We start from the raw sequence: 21,575 nt of genomic DNA, 5'->3' as shown, positions 1-21,575 counted from the left end.
GTCGCGGGACGACGCCGGCGCCGGCGCGTGGCGGAAAATTTCCGGGGACGGAATACGAGCGGACTGGGACATCCGGCCCGTCGCGCACGCTTCGCACAGACATGCTGAATAACATCTGAATTGGACGCGTGTCTCATTTATCGTGGCCCCCAGGCAACGTAATGATAAAAGCATTGCGAGTGATTCTCGTTGTCAAGAGAATGGCGGTTTCTTCCATTTCAAACGACTTCGAAAAGACCCGCAGGCCATGCACGTCCTCCGCCCCCTCACCGCCGCCCTGTTCGCCGCGGTCCCCTTGGCCGTCCACGCCCAGGCCGCCGCGCCCGCCGCCACCCTGCCCGCGATCAGCGTCGTCGGCGCCGATGACACCGCGCAAAGCTACAACCCGCCCGCGTCCACCAGCGCCACCAAGATCGACGCGCCGCTGCGCGACATTCCCCAGACGGTGAACGTGGTGCCGGCGCAGGTGCTGCGCGACCAGCACGCCATGTCGGTGCAGGACGCGCTCAAGAACGTGCCGGGCGTCAGCTTCTCGACCGGCGACGGCCAGCGCGACCAGGTGTCGATCCGCGGCTTCACCGCCATCGCCGACCAGTTCGTCGACGGCTTCCGCGATGACGCGCTGTACTTCCGCGACCTGTCCAACGTCGAACGCATCGACGTCATCAAGGGGCCGGCGGCGGTGCTGTACGGCCGCGGTTCGTCCGGCGGCCTGATCAACCGCATCACCAAGAAGCCGGGCGAGGACATCTCGCAGGTCGGCCTGAGCTACGGTTCGTGGAACGACCGCCGCCTCGACCTGGACCTGGGCCGCGCCAACGACAGCGGCAGCATGGCCTGGCGCCTGACGGGCGCGGTGGAAAAGGGCGACAGCTACCGCGACAAGCAGTTCATCGATCGCAAGGCGATCGCGCCGTCGGCCCAGTTCAAGCTGGGCGAGAACACCACCTTCCTGCTGCAGACCGAATTCCTGGAAGACCGCCGCCTGACCGACTTCGGCATCCCGGCCTACCATGGCCGGCCGGTGGACGTGGACCCGTCCACCTACTACGGCGCCGAGAACGCGCGCGACACCGACTACACCCAGACCCGCGTGCAGTCGTACGCCGGCACGCTGACGCACCGCTTCAATGACAACTGGTCGCTGCGCAATGCCACGCGCTACTACCACTACACGCTGAACCGCAACAACACGCTGCCGGGTTCGGTCAACGAAGCCGCGCAAACCGTGTCACTGACCCACGGCAACGTGCTGCGCGACGAACACGGCTGGACCAACCAGACCGAGCTGATGCAGCGCGTGCAGTGGGGATCGGTGCGCCACGACATCCTCTACGGCGTCGAGGTGGGCCAGCAGAACAAGGACCTGGTGAGCTATTCCAACCCCAACGTGGCGGTGGTCAACCTGTTCGATCCGCAACTGCCGACGCTGCGGCGGCAGGCCGTGGGCGCGCCTGGCTCCGACAACCTGGGCCGCTTCAGCACGCTCGGCCTGTATGTGCAGGACATGGTGTCGCTGGGCGAGCACTGGAAGGTGCTGGGCGGCGTGCGCCATGACCGCTTCGAGCAGAAGACCGAGGACCGCCGCAGCGGCCAGAACCTGCAGCGCACCGACTCCAACCTGAGCCCGCGCCTGGGCCTGGTGTTCCAGCCGGACAGCGTGCAGTCGTACTACGTGTCGTGGAGCCGTTCCTACCAGCCCTCGGGCGAGGCCTTCGCGCTGGCGGCCAACAACGTCGACCTGGCGCCGGAGAAGACCACCAACTATGAAGTCGGCGCCAAGTACGATTTCCTGGATGGCAAGCTGTCGACCACGGTGTCGGTGTTCCGCCTGGAGCGCACCGACATCAAGGTGACCAACCCGGTGACCAACACGCTGGTGCCGGTGGGCACGCAGCGCACCGACGGCGCCGAGTGGACCCTGTCAGGCGACCTGTCCAACGGCTGGCGCGCGATGCTGGGCTATGCCTATCTGGACGCGCGCGTGACGCAGTCGGTGGCGCGCGACGCCGGCAAGGACGTGGAGGGCAAGCGCGCCACGCTGACGCCGCGCCATGCCGGCAACGTCTGGATCACCAAGGACCTGGGCGACGGCTTCGGCGCTGGCGCCGGTCTGAACCTGGTGGGCGCGCGCTTCGCCAACCCGGGCAACACGGTTACGCTGCCGGGCTACCTCACGGCGGACGCGGCGGCGTGGTGGCGCCAGGGGCCGTACTCGGTGCAGTTGAACGTGTACAACCTGTTCAATGCCGGCTACATCGTCTCGGCGCACGGCACCAGCCCTAACCTGAACATGCCGGGCGCGCCGCGCAACGCCATGCTGAGCCTGCAGTACCGCATGTAAATGGAAAGGCGTCCGCGCGCCGACAGGGCGCGCGGATGTGGTTTCAGCGCAGTGGCGACTCGGCCGTCAGGCTGTCGGTCTCCAGCGCCGCCAGCGCGTCCAGGAAGCGCCACGCGAACGAGCCGGGGCCTTCCGCCAGCGCCCCGGCGCGCCGGCCGGCGATGCCGAAGCAGGACAGCGCCGCCACCGCCGCCGTGTAGGCGTCAGCGCGCGCCACCGCCGCAAAGGCGCCGACCACCGCGGTCAGCGCGCAGCCCGTGGCGGTGACCTGAGGCATCAGCGGCGATCCGCCGGCCACGCGCACCTCGCGCTGGCCGTCGGTCACGAAATCCACTTCTCCCGTCACCGCCACCACCGTTGCGCGGGCCCGCGCCAGCTCGCGCGCCGCCTGCTCGGCCTGCTGCACCGGGTCGCGCGCATCCACGCCCTTGCTGGCGCTCTGGCCGCCTCCCAGCGCGATGATCTCCGACGCGTTGCCGCGGATCACGGCTGGCCGCAGGTCCAGCAGGCGCCGCACCGCGTCGCGGCGGAACGCGGTGGCGTGGTGCGCCACCGGATCCAGCACCCAGGGCGTGTCCGCCTGGCTGGCGGCGGCGGCGGTCCGCAGCATGCTGTCCAGCCAGGGGGCCGAGAGCGTGCCGATATTGATCACCACCGCGCCGCTGATGGCGGCGAATTCGGGCGCTTCCTCCGCCGCGTGCACCATTGCTGGCGAGGCGCCGATGGCCAGCAGCGTATTGGCCGCGGTGTTCATCGACACGAAGTTGGTCAGGCACTGCACCAGCGGCGCGTCGCGGCGCACGGCCGCATACAGGTCGCGCGAAGCCAGCGCCAGGTCGGACAGGGTAGGAGTGAGGGAGGCCATGCCGGCGGGTCCTTGCAAGGGGACAACGGGCGGGGCGGGGCGGCGTGGCGCGGCATGGGGGGCCGGCGGGATGCGCACCTTCCCTACGCCAGGATTGTCTGGATCAGGTTCAACGGGTCTCTCGCGCCGCGTGCCGCGCTGGGCGCGGCCGCCATCGGAATCTCAGCTTCTTGCCGAAGCTCCCCGGGTGGATGGGGCTATGTTCGGAGGGGGGAGGGGGAATGTCAAGCTGCGCGGACTGCGCGCTTGCCGATGCCTGTCTCCTTTCACTACAATGGAGAATGGTTATCATTCATAAGCCCGCAAGGGCGCGCGGCCATGCCCCCCACGACGCAGGATCGAATCGAATCGCTTTATGTGGATCACCACGGCTGGTTGCACGGTTGGCTGCGCCGTCAGTTGGGCAATTCTTTCGAGGCCGCGGACCTGGCGCATGATGTGTTCGTGCGCCTGCTGCGCCGGCCGGCGGCGGCGGATGCGCGCGAGCCGCGGGCTTTCCTGAGCACCATTGCGCGCGGCCTGCTGGTCGACCATTGGCGGCGGCGCGAACTGGAGCGAGCCTGGCTCGACGTGCTGGCCCGCACGCCGGAAGCGCAAGTGCCTTCGCCCGAAAGCCGTTTGCTCATCCTCGAGGCGCTGATCAAGATCGACCAGATGCTCGACACCCTCAAGCCCAAGGTGCGCCAGGCCTTCCTGTGGGCCCAGCTCGAAGGCTTGACCTGCCGGCAGATCGCCGAGCGGCTGGACGTGTCGCTGGCCACCGCCGAGCGCTACGTCGCCAGCGGGCTGCGCCAGTGCTACCTGTTCCGCTTCGAGCCGACATGAGAGCGCCGGGCGCGGCGGCGCCGATTGCCGCCTCCATTGTCGACCAGGCCATCGATTGGTCGGTCAAGCTCAACTTCGGCCAGGCCGACGCGCGCACCCGCGCGGCGTTCGAGCGCTGGCGCCGGGCCGCGCCCGAGCACGAGCTGGCCTGGACCCGGGTGCAATCGCTGAACGCGGATTTCAATGCGGTCCCACAAGGATTGGCGTTGGATACGTTGACCGCCCTGAACGGTGCGCGCCGGCGCCAGCGCCGCGTGGTGCTCAAGAGCCTGCTGCTTGCCGGCGGCGTGTTGGGTACGGGCTGGGCGGCGCGCGAGCAGGTGCCGTGGCAGCGGCTCACGGCCGACGTCAGTACCGGCCTGGGCGAACGCCGGGCCCTGACGCTGGCCGATGGCACCCGCCTGGTGTTGAACACCGACAGCGCCGTGAGCCTGCGGCTGGACGGCGCCGAACGCGTGGTGGTGCTGCATCGCGGCGAGATATCGCTGGACACGGGCAGCGACCCCGGCTCGCCGGCGCGGCGGCCATTCCGGGTGCGCACGCCCTATGGCGTCGTCGAGGCGCTGGGCACTCGCTTCGTCGTGCGGCTGGACGACGATGGCGCCCGGGTCAGCGTGCAGGAGCACGCCGTGGCCCTGACGCCGGCCGAAGGCGGCGAGCGTGTCATCGTGCAGGCGGGCCAGCAGGGCTGGCTCGACCGCTGGCACGCACAGCCCCTGCAGCCGCCGGCCATGGAAAGCGCGGCCTGGGTCGAAGGCGCGATCGCCGGCAAGAACATGCGGCTGGCCGACCTGCTGGCGGAACTGTCGCGCTATCGTCGCGGGCGCATCAACTGTGCCCCCGAGGTGGCGGACCTGCGGGTATCGGGCACCTACCACGTCGACGACACTGACCGGGCGCTGGCCTTCCTGGCGCAGACCCTGCCGGTCCGGGTGCGCTACTGGACGCGCTACTGGGTGACGGTCGGCCCGGCCTGAGGCCGTCATGCCGCGTCACGATCCGGCCTTGAAAAGGGCCGAAAAAAAGTTGCTGAAAAAATGAGGGGATTGGCGTTCTTGTCCGGCCTACAGGGAAAGACACCTTTCAACCTGGCCTTCAAGACTACGCAATGACACTCGCTCGTACCCCGAAGACGGCGCGCCTGGCGCCCGTTCCCACCGTGCTGCGCACGGCCCTGTCCGGCATCCTGTGCTGCGCTTCCCTGGCTGCCTGGCCCGGCGCCGCCGCGTGGGCGCAAGCCGCGCCGGCGGCGCAGGAGGCCGCACACGGCTTCGCGATAGCCGCCGGCCCGCTGGACCAGGCGCTGAACCAGTTCGCGCGCGCCGCCGGAGTGAATGTGTCATTCGATGCATCCCAGGTCGAGCACGCGCAGACGCAAGGCCTGAACGGCCGCTGGGCCACCGCGCAGGGGCTGGCGGCGTTGCTGGCCGGCACCGGCTTCGAAGGCGTGCGCCAACCCAGCGGCGGCTACACGGTGCGGCGCGCCGCGCGCGGCAGCGCCGTCACGCTGGACGCGGTGACGGTGACCGGGCAGGAATACCGCAGCATGTCCGAAGGCACCGGCTCCTACACCGTGCCCTCGGTCATGATCGGCAAGGGCGACCAGCGCCTGCGCGACATCCCGCAGTCTGTCAGCGTCGTGACGCGCCAGCGGCTGGACGAGCAGAACCTGACCTCGGTCTACGACGCGCTGGAAAACACCACCGGCGTGACCCTGCAGCAGAGCCCGCAGGGCGGCAAGTACATCTATTCTCGCGGCTTCGAGGACAGCGTCATCCAGTACGACGGCGTGCCGCTGGAACGCGGCTTCTACGGCCGCGCCAGCAATTACTCGGGCGGCACCGCCATGTATGACCGCGTCGAGGTGCTGCGCGGCGCGGCCGGCCTGCTGCAAGGCTCGGGCTCGCCCGGCGGCGCGGTGAATCTGGTGCGCAAGCGTCCGCTGGCGGAAGACCGCTACATGGTCGAGACCAAGGCCGGCAGTTGGGACCGCTATGGCCTGCAGGTCGATGGCAGCGGCGCGCTCAATGCCGACGGCACCCTGCGCGGCCGCGCGCTGGTGGATCGCCAGGACAACCACTCTTTCGTCGACCGCGTCCACATGAAGAACACGACCTTCTACGGCACGCTCGAGTACGACTTCACGCCATACACCCAACTGAACCTGGGCTACAGCTACGAAGACCTGCGCGGCCGCCCGTCGATTTCCGGCCTGCCGCGCTACAGCGACGGCGAGGAGATCGACTTCAAGCGCTCCACCAGCTACGGCGCCAACTGGAACCGGCAGCAGACCTCGAACCAGGGTTTCTATGCGGACTTCACGCACGCCTTCAACGACGACTGGCGCTTCAAGGCCACGGGCGCCTACGTGCAGGAAAAGCAGTACCTGAAGTACACCGCGTCCAGCCGCGGCGTGAATCCGGTCACGCAGATGGCCCAGGTCAACGTCGCGCGCACGGTCGCCGACCTCGACGCCTCCGGCATGGATGCCAACCTGACCGGCAAGTTCCGGGCCTTCGGCCGCACCCATGAGGTAGTGGTGGGCGCCAACTACGCCCACACCAAGATCGACACGTCGTATTCGTACATCACCAACTACGCCACCTTCAACGCCTTCCAGTTCAATCCGGACCTGCCCGAGCCGACCACGGCCGCGCTGCGCGCGTTCACCGACGAAGTCCGCCTCGGCACGAGCCGCGAGCTGGGCTTCTACGGCGCGACCCGCCTGCAACTGACCGATCCATTGAAACTGGTGCTGGGCGGCCGTTTCAGCCGTTCCACCCGCATCTGGACCACGGACACCACCAGCGCCGGCAGGCTGACCAACGGCCAGACGGTGCAGGCCAATACCCACTTCACGCCGTATGCGGGCCTGATCCTGGACCTGTCGCCGCAGTGGACCACCTACGTCAGCTACACCGACATCTTCCAGCCGCAGAGCGAGGTCAACGCGTCCGGCCAGTCGCTCAAGCCGATCGTTGGCGAGAACTACGAGCTGGGCCTGAAGGGCGAGCTGCTGGACGGCCGCGTCAATACGGCGTTCGCGATCTTCCGCATCGACCAGAGCAACCGCGCCCAGGTGGACTTCAGCTCCAGCCCGACCTGCGCCGAGAACTACTACTGCTACACCGATGCGGGCAAGGTGCGCAGCCAGGGCTTCGACGCGGAAATCAACGGCGAAGTCACCCGCGGCTGGAACGTCTATGCCGGCTATACCTTCAACACCACCCGCTACCTGAAGGACGTCAGCAGCGAGGGGCAGGCGTTCGCCTGGCACACGCCCAAGCACATTTTCCGGCTCTGGACCACGTACCAGTTGCCGGGCGACCTGAACGCCTTCACGCTGGGCGGCGGGGTCAACGTGCAGAGCGGGCAGTCGCGCCAGATCGGCGCGCTCACCGCCAAGGTCAGCGGCCGCGCGGTGTGGAACGCCTACGCCAAGTACCAGATCAACCGCAACTGGGCCGCCACGCTCAACCTCAACAACATCTTCGACAAGACTTACTACAGCGCCATCGGCAACATGGTCAACGGCGTGCACTATGGCGATCCTCGCAATGCCATGCTGACGCTGCGCGGCACGTTCTGATGCGCCAGGGCGGGCTGCGCCAGCGCATGGCCTGGCTGCACACCTGGTGCGGCCTGGTCTGCGCCTGGCTGTTGTGCGTGATCTTCCTGGCCGGCACGCTCAGTGTGTTCCGCGCGCCGATCTCCCATTGGATGGGCGCCGAACCGACCCTGCCGCGCGACGTGCGGGACGTTGGCAAGCCGGCGGTGCTTGCCGCCGCCGGGCGCTTGCTCGACCAGGAGGGAGCGGGCGCGCGCTTCTGGCGCATCGAGCTGCCGCCAGCGGGGGATCGGGCCTTGCGCCTGATCTGGCGCGATGCGAGCGGCGTGACGCGCGAGGCGGCAATGGACCCGCGCAGCGGCGAGCGGCTGCCCCAGCCCTGGGGCCGCAAGACCGAGGGCGGCCGCCACTTCATGGTGCTGCACTACACACTCTATGGCGGCGATTTCGGCTTCTGGCTGGTGGGCTGGCTGTCGGTCGGCATGCTGGTGGCGCTGCTGAGCGGCGTCGTGGTGCACAAGCGCATCTTCAAGGACTTCTTCACCTTCCGGCCGGGCCGGGGCGCGCGTGCCTGGCTGGACGGCCACAACGCCAGCGCGGTGTTGACGCTGCCGTTCCAGTTGATGATCGTCTATACCGGTCTGGCGATCTTCTATACCAGCTACATGCCGGGACCGCTGCGGGTCCTGTACGGCGAACAGGGCATGGCGCGGTGGCGGGCGGAACTGGTGGCGGCAGGGCCGGGCGCCGACGCCGGCGCCGCCAAGGTGGACGCCGGGTTGGCGCCGGGCGTGCCCGCGCGCCTGCAACTGGGCGTCTTTCTGGATGCCGCGCAGGCCGCGATGGGCGGTCCGGCGCGGATGGTCATGGTTGAGCGTCCCGGCCAGCCCAACGAGACGATCCGCGTGTTTGGCCGCGTCGACGAGGACGCCGCCGTGCGGCGTTTCACCGCCCAGGCTGGCCGCGCCGCGTTCCGCGCGGCCACCGGCGAGATGACCGAGCTGCGCCGGGCCGACGCCCCGCCCGGCGCCGACGTGGCGCATGGCGTGATGGAGCGGCTGCATCTGGCGGCCTATGGCGGCTGGCCCCTGCGCTGGCTGTACTTCCTGTTCGGCCTGGCGGGCACGGTGATGATCGCCACCGGCGCGGTGCTGTACGCCGTGAAGCGGCGCGCCCGGCACGATGGCGCATTCGGCGCGGCCACGCCGGTTTTCCAGCGGGTGGTCGAGTCGCTCAATGTCGCGGCCATCGCCGGTAGCGCGGTGGCCTGTATCGCCTATTTCCACGGCAATCGCCTGATCCCGGCGGACTGGCCGGCGCGCGAATCCTGGGAGATCCGGGTGTTCTTCCTGGTGTGGCTGGCGACCTTGCTGCATGCGCTGCTCCGGCCGCCGTCGTGCGCGTGGCGCGAGCAGTTCGGCGCGGCGGCGCTGCTGTGCCTGTCGCTGCCGCTCGTCAATGGCTTGACCACCGGGCAGTCGATTCACACCTATGTCAGGGCGGGCGACGTGATCGCCGCGTCGGTGGAGGGCGTCGTTCTGCTCGCCGGCTTGCTGTTCCTGTGGTTGGCCGGGAAGGTGGGGGGCGCACGCTGGTCGCCGCCGCTGGCGGGCCGCACGCCACCCGCGCCGCCTGGTTATCGCTGGCGCGTCCTGGCGCGCGTTGCGGTGGCGGTGGCGGGCGGCTATGCGCTGGCAGCCCTGGTCGCGATCGCCCTGGCGCAATGGCTGGCATCGGTGGGTTGGGTCGGCCGGCCGGTGGCCGTCGTGGCGGGCACCTTGTGCGCATTCCTGTTCTATGGGTTGGCGGTGATGTGGGTGTTCGCCGTGCGGCGGGCGTGGCTGTATCTGCTGGTGGCGGTGGCGGTGCTGGCGGCGTGGGTCTGGGTGGCAGGGGCGTGACGTTGCCGGGACGGGATGCGGCCGGCGTCGTTTCTGTCATCATGTCGAATAATCAAAAAAGCGGAGACACGCATGACCGAATTACGCCGAGCCCGAATGGTTCCGGAGTTGCTGGTGGCCGACCTGTCGCGCAGCCTGGCTTTCTGGATGGACCTGTGCGGCTTCAAGATTGCCTATCGACGCGAGGCGGAGGGCTTTGCATACCTGGACCTGGACGGCGCGCAGTTCATGCTGGAGGAAGTGCGCGGCGATGACAACTGGATCACGGGCCCGCTGGAGGCGCCGCGCGGGCGGGGCGTCAATTTCGAGATCAAGGTGGCCGCCATCGAGCCCTTGCTGGAGCGGCTGGCGGCCGCCCGCTGGCCGTTGTACCGGGAACCCGAAGCGCGCTGGTATCGCAGCGATGCGATCGAAGTGGGCGTGCGCCAGTTCTTGGTGCAGGACCCCGATGGCTATCTGCTGCGCTTCTCGGCCTGGGTCGGCGGTCGACCGGCGGCGCATTGACGATGCGCGCGCTTATCCTGGCGCTGGCCGCGCTGGCCGTATCGTTCGCGACCACGGCTCATTCGGCGAACACCCCCTGTTCCGGCAAGAAGGGCGGCGTGGAACGCTGTGCCGGGGAGAAGTTCCTCTGCCGTGATGGTTCGATCAGCGCCTCGAAGCGTGTCTGCACGGGCCCGGACGGCGCCGCCCAATCCCTGGTGTCGCCGCCACCCGCGGCCGGTTCCAGCGGCTCGTGCCACTGCCGCGACGGCCAATACTGTAAGGGCCCGCGCGGCGGAACCTTCTGCTATTCGGACAGCGGAAAAAAGTCGTACCTGAGGAAGTGACGCGCTGCCGTCACGTGGCCTCGCGCTTCAGGCGCTTCCAGACCTTCGCCATCGAGGCCAGGCGGGGGCGGGTAGCGGTGGCCGCGCCGTCGTACATGGCCGGGGCCTGGCGTGTCGTCGCGTGGTCGGGGGCGGCCCGGCGGGTTGCGCGGCAGGCACCGCGCGGTCCTGGCGGGGCGGCACGTTCCTGCGTACACTGGCGCCATGCTGCGCATTGACCATCTCACCAAACGCTACGGCGACCATCTCGTCTTCCAGGGGCTGACGCACACCTTCGGCCCCGGCTGCGTGGCGCTGTGCGAAGAGGACAGCACCGGTAAATCCAGCCTGCTCGCCATCATCGCGGGCGTGATCGCGCCGGATGGCGGCGAGGTCTGGATCGAGGGCCATTCGCTGGGCGGGTCGCCCCAACTGGCCAAGTCCCGCCTTGCCTACGTGCCCGACAACTGCCTGGCGTCGCCGCAGCAGACCGGGCGCGGGTTGCTCCAGCAGGTCGCGGCGGAGAAGGGCGTGGCGGTGGATGACGCGGTGCTCGACCTGGCCGCGCGGCTGGGGCTGGAACCGCACCTGGACAAGCGCTTCGAGCAGATGTCCACGGGCACTCGCCGCAAGGTCTACCTGACCGCGGCCGCCCTGGGCGATCCGGCCGTGGTCATCGCCGACGGCCCCAGCAACGGGCTCGATACGCCGGCGCGGCGTGAACTGGCCGAGCTGTTCATGGCCTGGGGCCGGGACCGCGTGGTGCTGTTCGCCAGCCACGATCCCGAACTGGTGCAGGCCTGCGGGGCGACCGTCATGGAGGTGGCCGCGCTGCGCTAGCGCGGCGCTCCGGTTACTTGCCTCCGGTGACGTCGACGAACGTCCCGGTGACGTACGAGGCCTCGGCGCCGGCCAGCCACAGGATGGCGCGCGCCACTTCCTCGGGCTGGCCGCCGCGGCCCATGGGCACGGTGTCCTTGACGCGGTCCACCCGCCCCGGTTCGCCACCGCTGGCGTGCATCTCGGTATAGATGTGGCCGGGACGCACGCAGTTCACGCGGATGCCTTCGCGTGCCACTTCCTTGGAAAAGCCGATCGTGAAACTCTCCAGCGCGCCCTTCGAGGCGGCGTAGTCCACGTATTCATTGGGACTGCCGAGCCGCGCCGCGCCCGATGACACGTTGATGATGGCGCCGCCCCGGCCGTTGTGGCGCTGGGACATGCGCCGGGCCGCCTGTTGCGCGCACAGCATGGGGCCGATGGCGTTGACGGCGAAGATTCGTTGCATCCGTTCGAACGTCAGGTCTTCCACCCGCGATTGCCGCGCGATGATCGCGGCGTTGTTCACCAGCACGTCCAGACGGCCGAATGCCTGGTCGATGGCGGCGAACAGATGGGTGACCTGTTGCGGGTCCGCGCTGTCGGCGCGCACGGCCAGGGCGCGGCGCCCCAGGGCCTGGACGTCGGCGACCACCGCGCGCGCCGCCACTTCGTTCGAGACATAGCTGATCGCCACGTCATAGCCCTGCGCGGCGGCCAGCCGCGCGGTGGCGGCGCCGACGCCGCGGCTGCCGCCGGTGATCAGGATGACGGGGGCTTGGGATTCGGTGGCCATGAAAAGGGGCTCCTGCTGCGAAGTTCGGGATGGGGGGCGTCGGGCGCGCCTGCGCCGCGCCGGTCACTATACTTCGCGCGGATCCGCGCATCCCAGGCTGCTTCACGCGACGGGCGCCGGAATTCCCGGATGCGCCGGCGGGTCAAGGCGTCATCGGGCGCGCGATGCCGATACACTGCAGTCGCCTGCGCATGGCGCGGTGTCGACGGCGGCCGCGCAAGGCTTGCCCGGCCCGCGCCCGGTTTTCAAGGAGTGGATTCATGGCACGCATCTTCATCACCGGTTCGGTCGATGGCCTGGGACTGGCGGCCGCGCGCGCGCTGCTGGCGGACGGCCACATGGTGGTCGTGCACGGGCGCAATCGCGAGCGCCTGGGCGCCGCGCGGGAATTGTTGTCGCAAGGGGCGCTGGCGGTGGTGGGCGACCTGGCCGACCTGGCGCAGACGCGGGAGCTGGCGGACCAGCTCAATGCGCTGGGTCGGATGGACGCGGTCATCCACAATGCCGGCGTCTTCACCGGCCCGGCCATCCTGCCAGTCAATGTCATCGCGCCGTATGTGCTGACCGCCTTGATGGCGCGGCCGCGACGGCTGGTCTACCTGAGCAGTGAAATGCACTACGACGGCAGGCCGGACCTGGACGGCATGGCCTGGGATGGCGGCCGCGAAAGCGGCTCGTATTCGGACAGCAAGCTGTTCGTGACGGTGTTGATGGCGGCCGTGGCGCGCCGCTGGCCGGATGTGATCAGCCAAGCGGTCGATCCCGGCTGGGTGCCCACCAAGATGGGCGGGCCCAACGCGCCGGACGATCTCAGCCTGGGACATGTGACTCAGGCCTGGCTGGCGACGACCGATGACGCGGCGGCGTCGCGCAGCGGCGGTTACTGGCACCACCAGGCGCGTCGCGAGCCACATCCCGCCACGCACGACGAGGCCTTCCAGGCGCGTCTGCTGCAAACCCTGCAAGGCGCCACGGGAATCGGCCTGCCCTGACGCGGTCCGGCGCCTGCGTGACGGCATTGCGGCGGCCGCGGCGCCGCGCGCTGGAGCCGACGCAGTCGCGGTTCGCGGGCGACGCGCGTGGCATTTCCGGCCGCTCCATGTTCGGCGCCAAAGTGCGCGGCTTTGCCGTGGAGCGGGTCGTCAGGTTTTGGAGCGGCCGGCGAGGAAGGGGCGGAACGTCATTCGGCGGCGGAACGGGCCGCCTGCAAGGCGCGCAGCGCGACCGCCACCTCTTCCAACACCGGCTGCCACGCATCCGGGGCCGATTGGCGGAACAGGCGCACCGACGGATACCAGGGACTGTCGCGGCGCTCGCGCAGCCAGCGCCAGTCGGACGCGAAGGGCAATAGCGCCCAGGCCGGGCAGCCCAGCGCGCCGGCCAGATGAACCGGCGATGAATCCACCGACACCAGCACATCCAGCAGGGTCAGGATGGCCGCGGTGTCGTCGAAGTCGTGGATATCCTGGCCCAACGGCACCAGGTTCAGGCCCGGCGGGGGCGAGGCCGCCTGGGCGGACGCCTCGCCGACCTGCAGGCCGATGAAAGTGACGCCAGGCTGTGCCAGCGGCGCCATATCGGCCAGCGCCAGGGAACGCTGCGCGTCGCGCGGATGGGTCGGCCTGCCCGCCCAGGCCAGGCCGACCAGGGGGCGCGGCAGGTCCGCCAGCCGCGCGCGCCAGCGAGCCACGCGGGCCGGGTCGGCGCGCAGGTAGGCGGTGCGCACGGGCAGGTCGTCAAGGCGCAGGCCCAGCGCCAGCGGCAGGCTCATCAGCTCGCAGTGCAGATCGAACGGCGGCGGCGGCGAACCGGCGACGATGACTTCATCAATCCCGTCGCTGCGCCGCGCCAGTGCGTGGCATGGCTCCTTGACCTCCAGGACGATGCGCGCGCCGCTGCGCGCGCGGGCCAGTGCCACCAGTTGCAGGAACTGGAAGGTATCGCCGTAGCCTTGCTCGTCATGCAGCAGCAGCGTCTGGCCGGGGATGGGCCGGCCGTCCCAGCGCGGCTTTTGCACGTGGCGGGCCAGCGCCGCCGTGTGCGCCAGGTGATAGCGGTAGCGGTATTCGCGCCAGCCGGCATCGAAATCGCCCTCCGTCAGCAGCACCTCGGCCAGCTCGAAGCGCGCCCCCGTGTCGCCCGGCTCCGCGCGCAGCACGTGCTCCAGGGCGTCGCGCGCTTCCCGCAGCTTTCCTTGCGGCCGCAGGGCCTGGACCAGCAGGCGCAATAGCGCGACATGACGCCCCGCCTGCGCCAGCGCGTCGCGCAGCAACCTTTCGGCCTGGGCGTAGCGGCCCTCGCGGAGCAGCGCCTCGGCCTCGCCCAGCGCATGTTCATCGGGCGGCGCGGCCGGCGCCGGGGCGCCGCCGGGAATTGCCCGGGCCTGGCCAGGCCGTGGCCGCGCACGTTCCAGCGCGGCCAGATTCAGGTGCGCCTGCGGCAGCAGCGGATCGAGCTCGATGGCGCGCCGGATGGCGGCCAGGGCGGCCTCGTGCCGGCCCTCGTCGCCCAACGCCACCGCCATGTTGCTCAAGGCCTGCGCGTAGTCCGGGTCCAATTCCAGGGCGCGCCGGTAATGCGCCAGCGCCTGCGGGTTGTCGCCCAGGCGCTTGCAGGTGTTGCCCAGGTTGTTGTGGGCCTGCGCGCTATCGGGCAGCAATGCGGCCACGCGCTGCAGGCAATCGAGGCTGGCGGCCAACTGGCCTGCCTCCTGCAGGATGATGCCCAGGTTGTTCCAGCCCTCGGCCAGCCCCGGGTCGGCGGCCACCGCGCGGCGGGCGGCCGCCTCGGCTTCGTCGAGCCGTCCCTGCTGGCGGCACACTTCCGCCAGATTGCTGCAATAGGCGGCCGGCGCCGCAGGCGACTGGCAGGCCGCGCGCAGATGCGCCAGCGCCAGCGCTGGATGGCCGTACGCATGCGCGATCAGGCCGAGCAAATGCCGCGCGTCGGGCTGGTCGGGAACCGCGTCCAGCACGCGCAGGCAAAGGTCTTCGGCTTGCGCGGCCTGACCGGCGTTCCAGTGCGTGTGGGCCAGGGCGATCGCCTCGCGGACGGTCAACGGCGGGGCGGCGCGGTCGGCGGTCGGGCCCAAGAAGGTCGCTCCTTGTAAATCGGCATTGGCGGCAAAAGTGCGATTATCTTCGCGGTGGGCAGGAATTGACCAGTGATTGCGCCTTTTCTTTTCGCTTCAGCCGCCCTGGCGCAGGCTATATTGTGCGCAAATATTCCGCCCATCGGCCAAAAAAGTCGGCTCGTCCTGTCGTGGGTGCGCCGCGCTGATCGCATGCGTTCGTGCCACCTTCACGGTGGGCCAGGATGACGCAGGCCGTCGCAAAAACAAGGGATTCCGCTTTGAACCACATCTACCGTCTGGTATGGAATCGTCGCCTGCGCGTTTGGCAAGCGGCGTCGGAACTGGCATCGCAAGCGCGCGCGGGCGGGATCTCGCCCCGCCCCGTCCTGCCTTGCCGGCCGCGCCGTCATGCGCTGGGCGCCGCGCTGGCGCTCGCGCTGGCCGGGACCGGCGGGGCGGCCCAGGCGGACTGTATCCGCGTCGGCCTTCTCGTCCAATGCGCCTCGCCAGCCAATCCTGTCACGCCGTCCTACGCGGATGCGTCCAATAACCTGGAGGTCACCGTGACTGGCACGGGGTCGTTGGGCGTCATACCGCCCGGCGGCGGCACCGCGCTCAGCCTGACCGGCAGCAACGTGACCGTGTCGAACCACGGCCGGATCGACCCCAACCCGCTTGGCGTGAATTCGGCCGGGTCGACCGGCGTGTTCGTCGGCAACAGTTCGGCCGGCGAAACACGGGTGACCAATGAGACGACGGGGACGATTGTCGGCGTCACCCCTGGCGTCGGCGGCGGCTCCAGCCTGCCGTCGCTCCTGGGCATGGCCGTGGCCGTGCAGAACGGCAGCGGCGGGACGAGCTATCTCACCAACGCTGGCATGATAAGCAGCAGAGATGTGGACGGCACCGTCACCGCGGCGGCGGACAAGGCCGTCATTGCCGCTTACGGCGGCGCGAGGGTGGAATTCGTCAACGACCGTACCGGCACCATCGTCGGCCGCGTCGCGTTCGAAGCCGCCGGCACTCCCGGCGAGGGGCACAGTTTCACCAATGCCGGGACCATCGTCGGCGGCGTATCGCTGGGCCAGGGCGGCAACAACACCTTCACCGCCGTTTCGGGTTCCGTCGTGTTTCGCGGTTCGGGATCCTCGTCGGCCGACCTGCCGGTGGCCGGTCAGCCCGGGCTTGCCTTCGCGCCAGCCGGCACGGTCGATGGCGGCGTGGGCGGGGGCAACACGCTGGTGCTGCAGAACGCGCTGCCGTCCGCGGGCACGGGCAGCGGCACGGGAGGGGCGGTCACCGCCATCTCCGGGCTGACCTACGTCAACTTCCAGAACCTGCGTATCAACAGCGGTTCCTGGATATTGCAGGATTCGCCCCTGGTCTCCGGCGGCAGCGTGACGCTCAACGGCGGCCTGGCGACGCTGCAGCACGGCGCCATGCTAGGACTCGGCCCGATCAGCGCGAATGGGGGCGCGATCGCCGCCGCCGGTGTGCCGGGGGCGTTGAGCATGTCGAATGACTTCGTGCTGGGCCCTGGCGGGCTGACGGTCACCGGCGCCAACGGCATGACGCTATCCGGCACGCTGTCCGGCGCGGGGGGGCTGAGCCTGACTGGCAGCGGCACCGTCATCCTCACCGGCGCCGGCAACCATGCCGGCGGCACTTTCGTGCAAGCCGGCACCCTGCAGATAGGCGACGGCGCCAACTCGGGCAGCCTGGCGGGCGACGCGGACATCGCGGCGGGCGCGGCGCTGGTCTTCAATCGCAGCGATACGATCCGCTTCGACGGGATACTGCGCGGCGCCGGACAGGTGCGCAAGGCCGGCGCCGGCACCCTGGTGCTGGCCGGCGAGAACGCCTTCGCGGGCACCACGGTGGTCGACGCGGGCACGCTGCAAGTGGGCGATGGCGGCAATCGCGGCTCGTTGAGCGGCAATATCGTCAACAACGCCAACCTGCGGTTCGATCGCGCGGACGACTCCGCCTACGGTGGCGCGATTTCCGGCGCGGGCGCAACGACGAAGCTGGGAGCCGGGACGCTCGCGCTGACCGGCGACAGCAGCGCCTACACGGGCGCGACGCAGGTGGCGGCCGGCACGTTGCAGGTGGATGGCAAGCTTGGCGGCCAGGTGCTTGCCGCGAGCGGGTCGACGCTGTCCGGCTCCGGAACGCTGGGCGATGTGACCATCGCGTCCGGCGCCACCCTGGCGCCGGGCAGCGCCAACCTTCCCACGGGCCGCATGAACGTGCAGGGGGACCTGACCTTCCAACCGGGAGCCGTCTACCGCGTCGCCACCACGCCGGATGGCTTGGCCAGCAGTGTGCGGGTGGCCGGCGGCGCCAACCTGGCGGGGTCCGTGCTGCACATCGGTCAGAACGGCAACTACGCGCCCGCCACGGTCTATTCCATCCTGACGGCGGACAACGGGGTGCAGGGACGTTTCGATAGCGTGTCGAGCAACCTGGCGTTCCTGACGCCTTCACTGGCCTACGACAGCCAGCGCGTCGATCTGGTGGTGAGCCTCAAGCAGGTCCCGTCGGATGACGGCGGCTCGCGCCCGATCCAGTTTGTCGACGCCGCGGCCAGCGGTAACCAGCGCGCGGTGGCGCGGGCCCTGCAGAGCCTGGCGCCCGATAGCGCGCTATACCGGCACGTGTTGAACCTGCCGGATGGCATGCCCGCGCAGGCGTTCGATGCGCTCTCCGGCGAAGCCCATGCGAGCGCGATGTCGATCCTGCAGGGCGCCACCGGCGCCATGGCGCAGATGCCGCTGTCGCGGCTGCGCGCCAACCTGGGCGCCGGCTGGGCGCCGGGCGCGCCGACGGCGCAACTGGGCAGGGGCGATGCCGCGTCGCTGCCGCAGCCGAATGCGCAGCCGCTCTGGACTCAGGTGTTCGGCAATTGGACCACCCTGGGCGGCGACGGCAACGCCGCCCGTACCACGCAGACTGACTCGGGCATGATCCTCGGCGGCGACGTGGCGGTCGGCGCGCAATGGCGTCTGGGCGGCGCGCTGGGCTACACCAACAGCCGCAGCCGCACCAGCGACCGGGCCTCCAGCGCCGACGTCGACAGCTACAGCGTCACGCTGTATGGCGGCCGGGCCTTCGAGGCCGGCGCGGGCCGGATCAATCTCAGCCTGGGGGCCGCCTATACCTGGCACGACGTCGACACCCGGCGCAGCACCGCCGCCGCGGGCCTGGACCAGACGCTCGAGGCCAGCTACGGCGCCAGCACCGGCCAGGTCTTCGGTGAACTCGGTTATGCCGTGCCGTTGAATGACCGGGTCACGCTCGAGCCTTTCGTCGGCGCCAACTTCAGCGACCTGCGTACCCACGGCTTTTCCGAATCCGGCGGCGACGCGGCGTTGCGCGGCGAGAGCGGCCGCAGCCGCATCACGACCACCACGTTGGGCCTGCACGCGCGCAGCGATTTCGAGAGCGCCGGCGCGCGCGGCGCGGTGCGGGGCACGCTGGGATGGCGCCACGCCTTCGGCGACCGCAACCCGCTCAGCACGATGTCCTTCGTGCAGGGCGGGGACGCGTTTTCGGTGACGGGCGCCCCTGTGGCGCGCGACGCGGCGGTAGTCGAGCTTGGCGTGGGCATCGACGTCAGCAAGCGCACCACGGTGAGCGCGCTGTACGGCGGGCAATTCGGCGATGGCAACCGGCAGAACACCGGTTCGCTGGAAGTGAGATACCGCTTCTGAATCCTCGGCGGCAGGGGGACGCCGGCCGCGGCAGGTCAGGGGCATGAAGGCGCCGCGCCACGGTGGCCTGGCGGCCCCGCGGCGCGGCGCATCGTTTACGCCACCGTCACCGGAATCTGGCGCGGCTGCGCTTCGCGCACACGCGGCACGCGCAGCGTCAGGACCCCTTGCTTGAGGTTGGCGCTGATCGCGTCCTTGTCGAATTCCGGCCCCAGCCGGAACGAGCGGCGAAACAGCGGCTCGCGCAGTTCGCCGTGGATCAGGCGCAGTTCCTGCGGCACTGGCACGGCGGCTTCGCCTTCGATGACGAGCACGTCGGATTCGACCTTGATGTTCAGGCGCTCCTTGGTGACGCCCGGCAGGTCGGCCAGCACCGTGACGCCGGCCGTGTCCTCGAAAATGTCCACGGCGGGCAGGGTGGCGGGGCGCCGCGGCGCGGCGCGGCCTTCTTGTTCGACAACGAGTTCGTTACGCGTATTCATGATGCTATCTCCTGAATAGTGCGATTGGCGGGCGTTACTGCACCGGGATGAGGCGCGGCTTGGAGGACTCCTTCTTCTTGATGGAGACCAGCAGGCAGCCATCGACATAGCGCGCCTGCACGTTGTCGGCGTCGACGTCGGCCGGCAGTTCGATGGCGCGCGTGAATGAACCGTCGGCGCGTTCACGCGCGTAATAGCGCGCGTTCTCGGGCAGCGCCTGCGTCTCGCGCGTGCCGCTGATCGTCAGCAGGCCCTTTTCGATGGACACTTTCAGGGTGTCCGGGTCGATGCCGGGAATGAATGCCACCACGACCGCGGCATCATCCGACACGCCGATATTGACCGGCGGAAAATGTCCGCGCGGCAGGGCGCGCAGGGTGGCGGGCAGGCCCGCGCCGCGCAGGATGCGGTCCATCTGTTCCTGGACCGCATCGAAGAAGGACTCGACACCGGTATCGGTGAATGGGTAGTTCGCCATGATTACCTCCCAAGATGGTTGGACAGGATCGGGGCCGTTTCATGCGTCGCAATCGCCAGCCGCTCGACCGCTTCAACAGAGATATAAGTGCGGTCCGCGCGGATTCAAGATCCCGCGTTTTTGATTCGTGAAATCGGTTGGCGCGAATGCATAGACGCCATTGAAGAGCGGCCCGCGAGGACCCGGGAGGGTGGCCCGGTCGCGCGCCGCGACGCAAAAAAAAGGCACCGCGCCCGTGGCGCGATGCCTTCACGCTGCCCCGGTCCGAGCCGGATCAGAAGTCCATGGCTTCGGCCGGCGCCGCCTGCGGCTTGGTCTCTTCGGCGGCCTGCGCGACGGTGGCGTCCGTCGTCAGGATCAGGCCGGCGATCGACGCCGCGTTCTGCAGCGCGGTGCGGGTGACCTTGGTCGGGTCGACCACGCCGATCTCCACCAGATCGCCGTACTCGCCGGTGGCCGCGTTATAGCCAAAATTGCCCTTGGCGTCCGCCACCTTGGCCACCACCACCGACGGTTCTTCGCCGGCGTTGGCCACGATGGCGCGCAGCGGCGCCTCCAGCGCGCGCCGCACGATGCGGATGCCGGCATCCTGGTCGGCATTGGCGCCCTTGAGGTCCTGGATGGAGGCGCGGGCGCGCAGCAGCGCCACGCCGCCGCCGGGCACGATGCCTTCCTCGACCGCCGCGCGGGTCGCGTGCAGCGCATCGTCGACGCGGTCCTTCTTTTCCTTCATCTCGACTTCGGTGGCGGCGCCCACCTTGATGACCGCCACGCCGCCCGCCAGCTTGGCCACGCGTTCCTGCAGCTTCTCGCGGTCGTAGTCGCTGGTGGCGTCCTCGATCTGCTTGCGCAGCGTCTTGACGCGGGCGTCGATGGCTTCCTGCTTGCCGGCGCCGTCGATGATGATGGTGTCTTCCTTGCGCACCTCGATGCGCTTGGCGCTGCCCAGGTCCTGCAGCGTGGCCTTGTCGAGCTGCTTGCCGGTTTCTTCGGAGATGACGGTGGCGCCCGTGAGGATGGCGATGTCCTCCAGCATGGCCTTGCGGCGATCGCCGAAGCCCGGCGCCTTGACCGCGGTGACCTTGAGCACGCCGCGCATGGCGTTGACCACCAGCGTGGCAAGCGCCTCGCCTTCGACATCCTCGGCCACGATCAGCAGCGGCTTGCCGGCCTTGGCGGCGCTTTCCAGCACCGGCAGCAGCTCACGCACGTTGGAGATCTTCTTGTCGTACAGCAGCACCAGCGGGTCGTCGAGCTGCGCCACCTGCTTCTCGGGATCGGTGATGAAGTAGGGGCTCAGGTAGCCGCGATCGAACTGCATGCCCTCGACGATATCGAGCTCGTTGTCCAGCGACTTGCCGTCCTCGACGGTGATCACGCCTTCGCGCCCGACCTTGTCCATCGCGTCGGCGATGATCTTGCCGATGGCTTCATCCGCGTTGGCCGACAGCGCCGCCACCTGCGCCGTTTCCTTGCTGGTGGAGATCGGCTTGGACAGCTTGCGCAGCGCCTCGACCACGCCCGATACGGCCTGGTCGATGCCGCGCTTCAGGTCCATCGGATTCATGCCGGAGGCCACGTACTTCATGCCTTCCTGCACGATGGCCTGCGCCAGCACGGTGGCGGTGGTGGTGCCGTCGCCGGCCACGTCGGCCGTCTTCGAGGCCACCTGCTTGACGATCTGCGCGCCCATGTTCTCGAACTTGTCCTTCAGTTCGATTTCCTTGGCGACCGAGACGCCGTCCTTGGTGATGACGGGCGCGCCGAAGCTGCGTTCGAGCAGCACGTTGCGGCCCTTGGGGCCGAGCGTCACCTTGACGGCGTCGGCCAGGATGTTGACGCCCTTGACCACGCGGGTGCGGGCGTTATCGTGGAATTTGACGTCTTTGGCACTCATGTCTT

16 protein-coding genes, 1 pseudogene and 1 riboswitch are annotated in these 21,575 nt (G+C 69.4%); of the genes and pseudogenes, 11 read left to right on the top strand and 6 right to left on the bottom strand.

The genetic code is table 11. The features are described 5' to 3' along the window. The first annotated feature begins 247 nt into the window (after positions 1-247). Entirely contained in the window at positions 248-2,344 is a 2,097-nt protein-coding gene (locus AAID08_RS17290; RefSeq protein ID WP_395756704.1) for a TonB-dependent receptor, read from the top strand. Positions 2,345-2,387: 43 nt separating this feature from the next. Here the strand turns inward: AAID08_RS17290 and thiM are convergent, their stop codons facing one another. After that, positions 2,388-3,209: a hydroxyethylthiazole kinase gene (gene thiM / locus AAID08_RS17285; protein ID WP_054502176.1), complete on the bottom strand. Its 822-nt coding sequence runs from the start codon at positions 3,207-3,209 to the stop codon at positions 2,388-2,390. A 62-nt stretch (positions 3,210-3,271) separates the two neighbouring features. Then, positions 3,272-3,405, bottom strand: a riboswitch (TPP riboswitch). A 122-nt stretch (positions 3,406-3,527) separates the two neighbouring features. Here thiM and AAID08_RS17280 point away from each other — a divergent pair. From AAID08_RS17280 to AAID08_RS17250, 7 genes are all read left to right on the top strand, one after another. Further along, positions 3,528-4,034: a sigma-70 family RNA polymerase sigma factor gene (locus AAID08_RS17280; RefSeq protein WP_064527483.1), complete on the top strand. Its 507-nt coding sequence runs from the start codon at positions 3,528-3,530 to the stop codon at positions 4,032-4,034. Then, positions 4,031-5,011, top strand: coding sequence for a FecR domain-containing protein (locus tag AAID08_RS17275; protein WP_064527485.1), 981 nt, complete (start codon positions 4,031-4,033; stop codon positions 5,009-5,011). Before AAID08_RS17280 ends, AAID08_RS17275 begins: the two co-directional genes overlap by 4 nt. Before the next feature lie 131 nt (positions 5,012-5,142). After that, complete coding sequence (locus tag AAID08_RS17270; RefSeq protein WP_395756703.1) at positions 5,143-7,623, top strand: TonB-dependent siderophore receptor; 2,481 nt, start codon at positions 5,143-5,145, stop codon at positions 7,621-7,623. Next, entirely contained in the window at positions 7,623-9,503 is a 1,881-nt protein-coding gene (locus AAID08_RS17265; RefSeq protein WP_395756702.1) for a PepSY-associated TM helix domain-containing protein, read from the top strand. Before AAID08_RS17270 ends, AAID08_RS17265 begins: the two co-directional genes overlap by 1 nt. Positions 9,504-9,575: 72 nt before the next feature. Beyond that, complete coding sequence (locus tag AAID08_RS17260; RefSeq protein WP_395756701.1) at positions 9,576-10,007, top strand: bleomycin resistance protein; 432 nt, start codon at positions 9,576-9,578, stop codon at positions 10,005-10,007. A gap of 2 nt (positions 10,008-10,009) precedes the next feature. Beyond that, the gene (locus tag AAID08_RS17255) at positions 10,010-10,333 is read left to right on the top strand and encodes a hypothetical protein (protein ID WP_175142823.1); all 324 of its coding nucleotides are present in this window, start codon (positions 10,010-10,012) and stop codon (positions 10,331-10,333) included. A gap of 204 nt (positions 10,334-10,537) precedes the next feature. Further along, the gene (locus AAID08_RS17250) at positions 10,538-11,152 is read left to right on the top strand and encodes an ATP-binding cassette domain-containing protein (protein ID WP_054502182.1); all 615 of its coding nucleotides are present in this window, start codon (positions 10,538-10,540) and stop codon (positions 11,150-11,152) included. Positions 11,153-11,165: 13 nt separating this feature from the next. Here AAID08_RS17250 and AAID08_RS17245 read toward each other — a convergent pair whose 3' ends face one another. Next, a complete protein-coding gene (locus AAID08_RS17245; protein WP_175142821.1) occupies positions 11,166-11,927 on the bottom strand; it encodes an SDR family oxidoreductase in 762 nt (253 codons plus the stop codon). 260 nt (positions 11,928-12,187) lie between these two features. Between AAID08_RS17245 and AAID08_RS17240 the strand changes: the two genes are divergently transcribed. Beyond that, positions 12,188-12,919 (top strand): SDR family NAD(P)-dependent oxidoreductase, encoded by a 732-nt coding sequence (locus AAID08_RS17240; RefSeq protein WP_395756700.1) that lies wholly within the window; start codon positions 12,188-12,190, stop codon positions 12,917-12,919. 188 nt (positions 12,920-13,107) lie between these two features. Here the strand turns inward: AAID08_RS17240 and AAID08_RS17235 are convergent, their stop codons facing one another. Beyond that, complete coding sequence (locus tag AAID08_RS17235) at positions 13,108-15,018, bottom strand: tetratricopeptide repeat protein (RefSeq protein ID WP_395756699.1); 1,911 nt, start codon at positions 15,016-15,018, stop codon at positions 13,108-13,110. Positions 15,019-15,242: 224 nt separating this feature from the next. Between AAID08_RS17235 and AAID08_RS17230 the strand changes: the two are divergent. Both AAID08_RS17230 and AAID08_RS17225 read left to right on the top strand, forming a co-directional pair. Further along, positions 15,243-15,326 (top strand): annotated as a pseudogene (locus tag AAID08_RS17230) (hypothetical protein); the annotation flags it as partial. 237 nt (positions 15,327-15,563) lie between these two features. Next, positions 15,564-18,713, top strand: coding sequence for an autotransporter domain-containing protein (locus tag AAID08_RS17225; protein WP_395757827.1), 3,150 nt, complete (start codon positions 15,564-15,566; stop codon positions 18,711-18,713). Between the two features lie 95 nt (positions 18,714-18,808). On the opposite strand, the gene AAID08_RS17220 is transcribed toward AAID08_RS17225, so the two are convergent. From AAID08_RS17220 to groL, 3 genes are all read right to left on the bottom strand, one after another. Then, on the bottom strand, positions 18,809-19,195 hold the full coding sequence (locus AAID08_RS17220) for an Hsp20/alpha crystallin family protein (RefSeq protein ID WP_116792185.1): 387 nt from the start codon (positions 19,193-19,195) through the stop codon (positions 18,809-18,811). Positions 19,196-19,229: 34 nt separating this feature from the next. Further along, positions 19,230-19,673, bottom strand: a complete 444-nt coding sequence (locus AAID08_RS17215; protein WP_175142817.1) for an Hsp20/alpha crystallin family protein — start codon at positions 19,671-19,673, stop codon at positions 19,230-19,232. A gap of 274 nt (positions 19,674-19,947) precedes the next feature. Next, positions 19,948-21,570 carry a chaperonin GroEL gene (gene groL, locus AAID08_RS17210; RefSeq protein WP_049073230.1) on the bottom strand — a complete coding sequence of 541 codons (1,623 nt, stop codon included), beginning with the start codon at positions 21,568-21,570 and terminating at the stop codon, positions 19,948-19,950. Positions 21,571-21,575: the final 5 nt, after the last annotated feature.

It is taken from the genome of Achromobacter sp. EB05, assembly GCF_044232075.1.
GTDB lineage: Bacteria > Pseudomonadota > Gammaproteobacteria > Burkholderiales > Burkholderiaceae_B > Achromobacter > Achromobacter dolens.
The sequence above is the reverse complement of the archived record's forward strand: the minus strand, read 5'-3'. Positions and strand labels throughout refer to the sequence as shown.